This window comes from Mesorhizobium sp. M7A.F.Ca.CA.004.04.2.1, assembly GCF_004022825.1.
Classification (GTDB): Bacteria; Pseudomonadota; Alphaproteobacteria; order Rhizobiales; family Rhizobiaceae; genus Mesorhizobium.
Genome location: NZ_RZPH01000163.1, coordinates 1 through 8,515, shown reverse-complemented (window position 1 = coordinate 8,515; position 8,515 = coordinate 1). Strand labels below are relative to the sequence as shown.

Annotated in this window: 7 protein-coding genes and 1 pseudogene; all 8 read left to right on the top strand. The window is 63.8% G+C overall.

Annotated elements, in window-relative coordinates; translation table 11 throughout:
- On the top strand, positions 1-1,454 hold a 1,454-nt coding region (locus EN893_RS10200), incomplete at its 5' end, for an ABC transporter substrate-binding protein (protein ID WP_128361523.1).
- Positions 1,444-2,388 (top strand): acetamidase/formamidase family protein, encoded by a 945-nt coding sequence (locus EN893_RS10195; RefSeq protein WP_127267604.1) that lies wholly within the window; start codon positions 1,444-1,446, stop codon positions 2,386-2,388. The genes EN893_RS10200 and EN893_RS10195, both read left to right, overlap by 11 nt.
- 211 nt (positions 2,389-2,599) lie before the next feature.
- Positions 2,600-4,363: an ABC transporter ATP-binding protein gene (locus EN893_RS10185; protein WP_127267605.1), complete on the top strand. Its 1,764-nt coding sequence runs from the start codon at positions 2,600-2,602 to the stop codon at positions 4,361-4,363.
- A gap of 205 nt (positions 4,364-4,568) precedes the next feature.
- The gene (locus EN893_RS10180; protein WP_127267606.1) at positions 4,569-5,777 is read left to right on the top strand and encodes an ABC transporter substrate-binding protein; all 1,209 of its coding nucleotides are present in this window, start codon (positions 4,569-4,571) and stop codon (positions 5,775-5,777) included.
- Positions 5,778-5,789: 12 nt separating this feature from the next.
- Positions 5,790-6,569, top strand: a complete 780-nt coding sequence (locus tag EN893_RS10175; protein WP_127267607.1) for an ABC transporter ATP-binding protein — start codon at positions 5,790-5,792, stop codon at positions 6,567-6,569.
- Positions 6,562-7,272, top strand: coding sequence for an ABC transporter ATP-binding protein (locus tag EN893_RS10170; RefSeq protein WP_127267608.1), 711 nt, complete (start codon positions 6,562-6,564; stop codon positions 7,270-7,272). The genes EN893_RS10175 and EN893_RS10170 overlap by 8 nt, the downstream gene beginning before the upstream one ends.
- A gap of 7 nt (positions 7,273-7,279) precedes the next feature.
- Positions 7,280-8,167 (top strand): branched-chain amino acid ABC transporter permease, encoded by an 888-nt coding sequence (locus tag EN893_RS10165; protein WP_127267609.1) that lies wholly within the window; start codon positions 7,280-7,282, stop codon positions 8,165-8,167.
- 22 nt (positions 8,168-8,189) lie between these two features.
- A pseudogene (locus tag EN893_RS10160) lies at positions 8,190-8,515 on the top strand (branched-chain amino acid ABC transporter permease); the annotation flags it as partial.

Here is an 8,515-nt window from a genome sequence, read left to right as displayed (position 1 = left end):
TCAAGAGCCTGTTCGACGGGCTGATGGATTACGAACCTGGCACCACCAATTTGAAGCCCGACCTTGCCGAGAGCTACGAGATCTCGCCCGACGGGAAGACCTTCACCTTCAAGCTGCGCCATGGCGTGAAATTCCACAATGGCCGCGAGATGACCGCCGACGACGTGAAATATTCGCTCGACCGCGTCACCAATCCCAAGACCCAGAGCCCCGGCGCCGGCTTTTTCGGCTCGATCAAGGGCTATGACGATGTCGCCGCCGGCAAGGCCGGGAGCCTCTCCGGCGTCACCGTCGTCGATCCCTACACGGTCAAGTTCGAGCTGACCCGGCCCGACGCCACTTTCCTGCATGTCATGGCCATCAACTTCTCGCATGTCGTGCCGAAGGAAGAGGTCGAGAAATACGGCGCCGATTTCGGCAAGCATCCGGTCGGCACCGGCGCCTTCAAGCTCGCCGAATGGACACTCGGCCAGCGCATCGTCTTCGAGCGCAATGCGGACTATTGGCACAAGGGCCTGCCGCATCTGGACAAGATCACCTTCGAGATCGGCCAGGAGCCGATCGTGGCGCTGCTGCGCCTGCAGAAGGGCGAGATCGATGTGCCCGGCGACGGCATTCCGCCGGCAAAATTCCAGGAGGTGATGGCCGATCCGGAGCAGAAGGCGCGCGTCGTCGAAGGCGGCCAGCTGCACACCGGCTATGTCACCATGAACACCACCATGGCGCCGTTCGACAATGTGAAGGTGCGTCAGGCGGTCAACATGGCGATCAACAAGGCGCGCATCATCCAGATCATCAACGGCCGCGCTGTGCCGGCCAACCAGCCGCTGCCGCCGTCGATGCCGGGCTACGACAAGGAGTACAAGGGCTATCCCTATGACGTCGCCAAGGCCAAGGCGCTGCTTGCCGAGGCCGGCCATCCCGATGGTTTCGACACGCAATTGTTCGCCATGAACACCGATCCCAACCCGCGCATCGCTCAGGCGATCCAGCAGGATCTGGCGGCGATCGGCATCAAGGCCAGCATCCAGTCGCTGGCTCAGGCAAACGTCATTGCCGCCGGCGGCGACAAGGCCGGCGCACCGATGATCTGGTCCGGCGGCATGGCCTGGATCGCCGACTTCCCGGATCCGTCGAACTTCTACGGCCCGATCCTCGGCTGCGCCGGCGCGGTGCCGGGCGGCTGGAACTGGTCGTGGTACTGCAACAAGGATCTCGAGGCCAAGGCGGCCGAGGCCGACTCGGTGGTCGACCCGGCCAAGGCCGGCGAGCGCGACAAGATGTGGAGCGCCATCTACGACAAGGTGATGGAAGACGCGCCCTGGGCGCCGGTCTTCAACGAGCAGCGCTTCACCATGAAGTCGACGCGCATGGGCGGCGCCGACAACCTCTATGTCGACCCGGTCCATATCCCGATCAACTACGACAATGTGTACGTAAAAGATGTGCAATAACTGCGACTACACCATCCACGGGCGCCAACATCATTTCGGCTGGGACAATTCGTTTGTCCCGGCCGAGCGGGTGGCGCCCGGCTCGACCATCGAGTTCCAGTGCCTCGATTCCTCCGGCGGCCAGTTGCAGGCCGACAGCACGGTCGCCGACGTCGCCAGGCTCGACTTCGCCACCGTCAATCCGGTGACTGGGCCGATCTTCGTCGAGGGCGCCGAGCCGGGCGATGCACTGAAGGTGACGATCGAGATGTTCAAACCATCCGGCTTCGGCTGGACGGCCAACATTCCCGGTTTCGGGCTGCTCGCCGACGACTTCAAGGAGCCGGCGCTGAACATCTGGAAATACGACGCCGTCTCGCTCGAGCCGGCGCTGTTCGGCAAAAATGCGCGTGTGCCGTTGAAAGCCTTCGCCGGCACCATCGGCAACGCGCTGGCGGAAAAGGGCCACCATTCGGTGGTGCCGCCAAGGCGCGTCGGCGGCAATCTCGACATCCGCGATCTCGCCGCCGGCACCACGCTGTACCTGCCGGTGGAAGTGGCGGGCGCACTGTTTTCGGTCGGCGATACCCATGCCGCGCAAGGCGACGGCGAGGTTTGCGGCACGGCGATCGAAAGCCCGATGGACGTCGTGCTCAAGCTCGATCTGGTCAAGGATGCCAGGCTGAAGACGCCGCGCTTCACCACGCCAGGCCCGGTGACGCGCCATCTCGACGCCAAGGGTTATGAGGTGACGACCGGCATCGGCCCGGACCTGATGGCGGGCGCCAGGGAAGCGGTCGCGCAGATGGTCGACCTGCTCGCCGGGAGGTACAAGATCGACCCGGTCGAAGCCTATATGCTGGCCTCTGTGTGCGGCGATCTCAGGATCAGCGAGATCGTCGACATGCCGAACTGGGTGGTGTCGTTCTATTTTCCGCGCTGCGTGTTTGAATGATGTCAAGTCGGCGCTGCACCCCCCTCTGTCCTGCCGGACATCTCCCCCTCAAGGGGGGAGATCAGATGTCACTTCGGCTTTCGCCAATCTCTAATGTTGCAAGGGGGAGCGCCGGCCCACGTGACGGCCAATCTCCCCCCTTGAGGGGGAGATGTCCGGCAGGACAGAGGGGGGCGTGCCGGAATAAACCTCTCAGAACTTTGCCTTTGCAATGACCTCAACCCCCAAACCCGTCCTCGACATCGCCAACCTCTGCGTCAGCGTGCGCGGCGAGGACGGCGAGCGCGAGGTCGTCTCCGACCTGTCGCTGACGCTGGCGCGTGGCGAGACGCTCTGCATTGCCGGTGAATCCGGCTCCGGCAAATCGATGACCGCACTGGCCATCATGCAATTGCTGCCGCAGCCGGCGGCGCGCATATCGTCTGGGAAAATCCATCTGGGCGATACAGATCTGACGACTCTCGACGAGCGCCGGATGCGGCGCATTCGCGGCGACCGCATCGCCATGATCTTCCAGGAGCCGATGACCTCGCTCAACCCGGTGCTGTCGATCGGCCGGCAGCTCACCGAATCCATCGAGGCACACACCAGCCTGTCGCAGGGCGAAGCTCGTCAGCGCGCCATCGAGGCGTTGAAGGCGGTGCGCATTTCAGAGGCCGAAAGCCGGCTAAAGCAGTTTCCGCACGAACTGTCCGGCGGCATGCGCCAGCGGGTGATGATCGCCATGGCGCTGGCGCTCGAGCCGGACGTGCTGATCGCCGACGAGCCGACGACGGCCCTCGACGTCACCGTGCAAGGCGAGGTGCTGGAGCTGCTGCGCGACCTGCAGCGCCAGCACGGCACCAGCGTCATCCTGATCACCCACGACATGGGCGTCGTCGCCGAAATGGCCGACCGCGTCATCATCATGCGGCATGGCCGCATGGTCGAAGAGGGAAGAACCGCTGACATTTTTGCCAGGCCGCAAGCCGACTACACGCGCGAACTGCTTGCCGCCGTGCCGCGCATCGGCAGCGGTATCGGCCGCCAGAAATCCAGGGATGTCGAGGCGGCGGCGCCGGCCAATGTCGCCGAGGTCAAGGACCTGCATGTCCGCTTCGACCTGCATGGCGGCTTCTTCGGCCGGGTCACCCGCCGCGTCCACGCGGTGGAAGGCGTGACCTTCTCGATCGCGCCCAACGAGACGCTGGCGCTGGTCGGCGAATCCGGTTGCGGCAAGTCGACAACCGCCAAGGCGTTGGCCGGACTGGTGCCTTACAGCGGAGGCGTCGTCATCGGCGGCCGCAATTTGTCTGGCCTTGGCCGCGACGAGCGCAAGGCTGTGCGCCGCGACGTGCAGATGATTTTTCAGGATCCCTACGCCTCGCTCGACCCGCGCATGCGCGTCGGCGACCTCGTCGCCGAGCCGCTGCTGATCCATGGCATCGCCTCGAAGCAAGAACGCAGCCAGCGTGTCGCGGCGCTGTTCGAGCGCGTCGGCCTGTCGGCTGACCAGATGGATCTCTATCCGCATGAATTCTCCGGCGGCCAGCGCCAGCGCGTCTGTATTGCACGCGCTCTTGCGCTGCGGCCGAAGCTGATCATCGCCGACGAAAGCGTCTCGGCGCTCGACGTCTCGGTGCAGGCGCGTGTGCTCGATCTGTTGAAGGAATTGCAACGCGAATTCGGCGTCGCCTATCTCTTCATCTCGCACGACATGGCGGTGGTCGAGAACATCTCCGACCGCGTCGCCGTCATGTATCTCGGCCAGATCGTCGAAATGGGCACGCGCGACCAGGTCTTTTCCAACCCGCGCCACCCCTACACCAGACGCCTCATCGAAGCCGTGCCGGTGCCCGATCCAGCCAAGCGAAGAAGCCGCTTCGCCCGCCTGGACCAGGAGATCCCGAGCGCCACCCGCAGGATCGGCGAGGCGCCGTTGAAACTGGCGCTGAGGGATTTCGGCAACGGCCATCTCGTCGCCGCCGAGGGCTGAGCCGGCACTGCCGCCGGCGGTTCACGTGTTTGTGTCTCTATCTCGTGCTCAAGGCTCGCGTTCCGCCGCCAAACCGTATCGCTTCGAGCACGAAATCCCTAACGGCCTCTTGCCCTCTGTCCCTATCTTCCTCATGTTCAATACCATTGCGATGATCGATCGTAGGAGGGTCGGTCGGATTCATCGCTATGGGAGGAAGTCAACCATGAAGGTAAGCCTTTTCGTTTCCGCGGCACTTCTCGCCGTATCCGCGATCCCCGCCTCGGCCGCTGAAATTTCCGACGGCAAGGTCAAGATCGGCATCCTCAACGACCAATCGGGCGTCTACGCCGATTTCGGCGGCAAGTGGTCGGTCGAGGCGGCCAAGATGGCGGTCGAGGATTTCGGCGGCAAGGTGCAGGGAGCGCCGATAGAAATCATCAGCGCCGACCACCAGAACAAACCGGATATCGCCTCCAACATCGCGCGGCAGTGGTATGACACCGAGCAGGTCGATGCCATCATGGAACTGACGACCTCTTCGGTGGCGCTCGCCGTCCAGGGGATTTCCAAGGAAAAGAAGAAGATCGACATCGTCACCGGCGCGGCGACCACGGAGCTGACCGGCAAACAATGCTCGCCCTATGGCTTCCACTGGGCCTATGACACTCATTCGCAAGCGATTGGGACAGGCGGCTCTCTCGTGCAGCAGGGCGGCGACAGCTGGTTCTTCGTCACCGTCGACTATGCATTCGGCTATTCGCTGAAGGATCAGACCACCAAGTTCGTCGAGAGCCATGGCGGCAAGGTGCTGGGCGAGGTGCGTTATCCCCTGGGATCGACCGATTATTCGTCCTTCCTGCTGCAGGCGCAATCGTCGGGCGCCAAGGTCATCGGCCTGGCCAATGCCGGCCTCGATACCTCCAACTCGATCAAGCAGGCGGCCGAATTCGGCATCGTGCAGGGCGGTCAGCGTCTTGCCGCACTCCTGTTCACGCTGGCCGAGGTGCATGGGCTTGGCCTTCAAGCGGCGCAGGGCGTTGTGCTGACCGAAGGCTATTATTGGGATCGCGACGACAAGAGCCGCGAATTCGGGCAGCGCTTTTTCAAGCGCACCAACCGCATGCCGAACATGATCCAGGCCTCGACCTATTCAGCGGTGACGCAGTACCTGAAAGCGATCGACAAGGCCGGCACGGACGAGACCGAAGCCGTCGCCAAGCAACTGCATTCGATGCCTGTGGACGACGCCGCGATAACCAACGGCAAAGTGCAGGCGGACGGCAACATGGTCCACGACATGTACCTCTATCAGGTCAAGTCGCCAGCCGAGAGCACCAAGGAGTGGGACTACTACAAATATCTCGCCACCATTCCTGGCAACGAGGCCTTCCTGAGCGAAAAGGAAAGCGGCTGTCCGACGGCCGGCCAGTGATCGGCGCGGCCGATGGCGCCGACTGACCTGAGCGCGAACGAGCCGCCTGTGGTGCTTTCCGCCCGCGGGTTGCGGCGTGACTTTGCCGGCTTCATCGCCGTGAAAAACGTCGATCTGGATGTTCGCCATGGCAACATCCATGCCCTGATCGGACCCAACGGCGCCGGCAAGACGACCGTCTTCAACCTGCTCACCAAGTTCCTGGCGCCGACCAGCGGCAGGATCGAGCTGCTTGGCCACGACATCACCCGCACGTCGCCGGCCAGGGTCGCGCGAATGGGTCTGGTGCGCTCGTTCCAGATATCGGCGATTTTTCCGCATCTCAGCGTGCTCGACAATGTGCGCGTCGCCCTGCAGCGGCCGGGCGGGCTCAGCGTTCAGTTCTGGCGCTCGCTGGCGGCGCTCGACCGGCTGACGCCGCGCGCCGAGGAATTGCTGCGCTCGGTCGGTCTCGACGACGCCAGGAACAGGCTCGCCGGCGACCTTTCCTATGGCAGGAAACGCGTGCTCGAGATCGCCACGACCCTGGCGCTCGATCCGAAAGTGCTGCTGCTGGACGAGCCGATGGCCGGCATGGGGCACGAGGACGTGGCCACGGTTTCCGACCTTATCCGTTCGGTGGCCAAGGATCGCGCCGTGCTGATGGTCGAGCACAATCTGACTGTGGTGGCCGACCTTTGCGACTGGATAACGGTCATGCAGCGCGGCGAGGTGCTGGCCGCCGGCGACTACGCCACGGTCAGCCGCGACGAGCGCGTCAAGATCGCCTATATGGGCACCGCCGATGACTAGTACCGCACCTCTGCTTGCCGTCAGCGGCCTCAACGCCTGGTATGGCGAGGGCCATGCGCTGCACGGCGTCGATCTGGAAGTGTATTCCGGCGAGACGGTCACACTGCTCGGCCGCAATGGCGTCGGCAAGACGACGACGCTGCGGGCCATCATGGGGCTGATCCGCAAGCGAACCGGCGGGATCGCCTTCGACGGCCAGGATCTGATGCGGCTGCCGCTGCACCGCACCGCGCATCAGGGCATCGGCTTCGTGCCGGAGGAGCGCGGTATTTTCGCCACGCTGACCGTCGACGAGAACCTGGTTCTGCCGCCGGTCGTGGCCGAGGGCGGCATGAGCGTCGAGGAGATATTCGATCTGTTCCCCAATCTGAAGGAGCGGCGCAACAGTCCCGGCACCAGGCTGTCGGGCGGCGAACAGCAGATGCTGGCGATCGCGCGCATGTTGAGAACGGGTGTGAAAATGCTGCTTCTCGACGAGCCGACGGAGGGGCTCGCTCCCGTCATCGTGCAGCGCATCGGCGCGTTGCTGGCGACGTTGAAAAAGCGCGGCATGACGATCCTGCTGGTCGAGCAGAACTTCCGCTTCGCCAGCCGTGTCGCCGATCGTTTCTATCTGATGGAGCACGGCAAGGTGGTGGCAGGGTTCCCGGTCGGCGAGTTGCCGGACCGCATGACGCAGCTCCACGAAGTCCTGGGTGTATGATGGCGCCATGACGATGATCTTCGGCATCCCCGTTCAGGCCTTCCTCGGCCAGTTGCTGGTCGGCCTGATCAACGGCTCGTTCTACGCCATGCTGAGCCTGGGCCTGGCCGTCATATTCGGCTTGCTGCGCGTCATCAATTTCGCCCATGGCGCCCAGTATATGCTCGGCGCCTTCGTCGGCTATCTGCTGCTCACCTATCTCGGCATCGGCTACTGGCCGGCGCTGATCCTTGCGCCGCTGATCGTCGGTGTCTTCGGCATCGTGGTCGAGCGCCTGGCGCTGTCGCGGCTGTACGATCTCGACCCGCTCTACGGGCTGCTCTTCACCTTCGGCCTCGCGCTCGTGCTCGAAGGCATCTTCCGCTACTATTACGGCGTCTCGGGAAACCCCTACGCGGTGCCGCCACTGCTTTCGGGAGGCACCAATCTCGGCTTCATGTTCCTGCCCAACTATCGCGGCTGGGTCGTCGTCGCCTCGCTGATCGTCTGCTTCGGAACCTGGGCGCTGATCGAGAAGACCAGGCTCGGTTCCTACCTGCGCGCCGCAACGGAGAATCCCCGCCTCGTCCAGGCTTTCGGCGTCAACGTGCCCTTGCTGCTGACCCTGACCTACGGCCTCGGCTCCGCGTTGGCTGGGCTTGCCGGAATTCTGGCAGCGCCGATCTATCAGGTGAGCCCGCTTATGGGGTCGGATCTCATCATCGTCGTCTTCGCCGTCGTCGTGGTCGGCGGCATGGGATCGATCCTCGGCGCGATCGTCACCGGCTATATGCTTGGCCTTGCCGAGGGCCTGACCAAGGTCTTCTATCCCGAGGCCTCAAACCTCGTGGTCTTCGTCATCATGGCCATCGTGCTTCTGGTCCGGCCGGCCGGCCTGTTCGGAAGGGACGCCTGACATGTCGGAAGAGACATCTGACATGTCGGAACTGACGCTTCGCGAGACATCGGCCAAAACGTCGGCACGGCTTGAATGGACGCTGGTCGGGCTCGGCATCCTGGCGCTGCTGGTGGCGCCTTTCCTGGTCTATCCGATCTTCCTGATGAAGATGCTGTGCTTTGCGCTGTTTGCCTGTGCGTTCAATCTCCTGCTTGGCTACACCGGGCTGCTGTCGTTCGGCCACGCCACCTTTTTCGGCGGCGCCGCCTACTTCACGGCGCATGCCGTCAAGGTCTGGGGCTGGCCGCCGGAAGCCGGCATTCTGCTCGGCATGGCGGGGGCGGCCCTGCTTGGCTTCGTCATGGG

Bases quoted from the DNA above. Each gene is read 5' to 3' on its own strand.
- EN893_RS10195 (WP_127267604.1), top strand. From the start codon at position 1,444: ATGTGCAATAACTGCGACTACACCATCCACGGGCGCCAACATCATTTC.
- EN893_RS10180 (WP_127267606.1), top strand. From the start codon at position 4,569: ATGAAGGTAAGCCTTTTCGTTTCCGCGGCACTTCTCGCCGTATCCGCG.
- EN893_RS10175 (WP_127267607.1), top strand. From the start codon at position 5,790: ATGGCGCCGACTGACCTGAGCGCGAACGAGCCGCCTGTGGTGCTTTCC.
- EN893_RS10170 (WP_127267608.1), top strand. From the start codon at position 6,562: ATGACTAGTACCGCACCTCTGCTTGCCGTCAGCGGCCTCAACGCCTGG.
- EN893_RS10185 (WP_127267605.1), top strand. From the start codon at position 2,600: ATGACCTCAACCCCCAAACCCGTCCTCGACATCGCCAACCTCTGCGTC.
- EN893_RS10165 (WP_127267609.1), top strand. From the start codon at position 7,280: ATGACGATGATCTTCGGCATCCCCGTTCAGGCCTTCCTCGGCCAGTTG.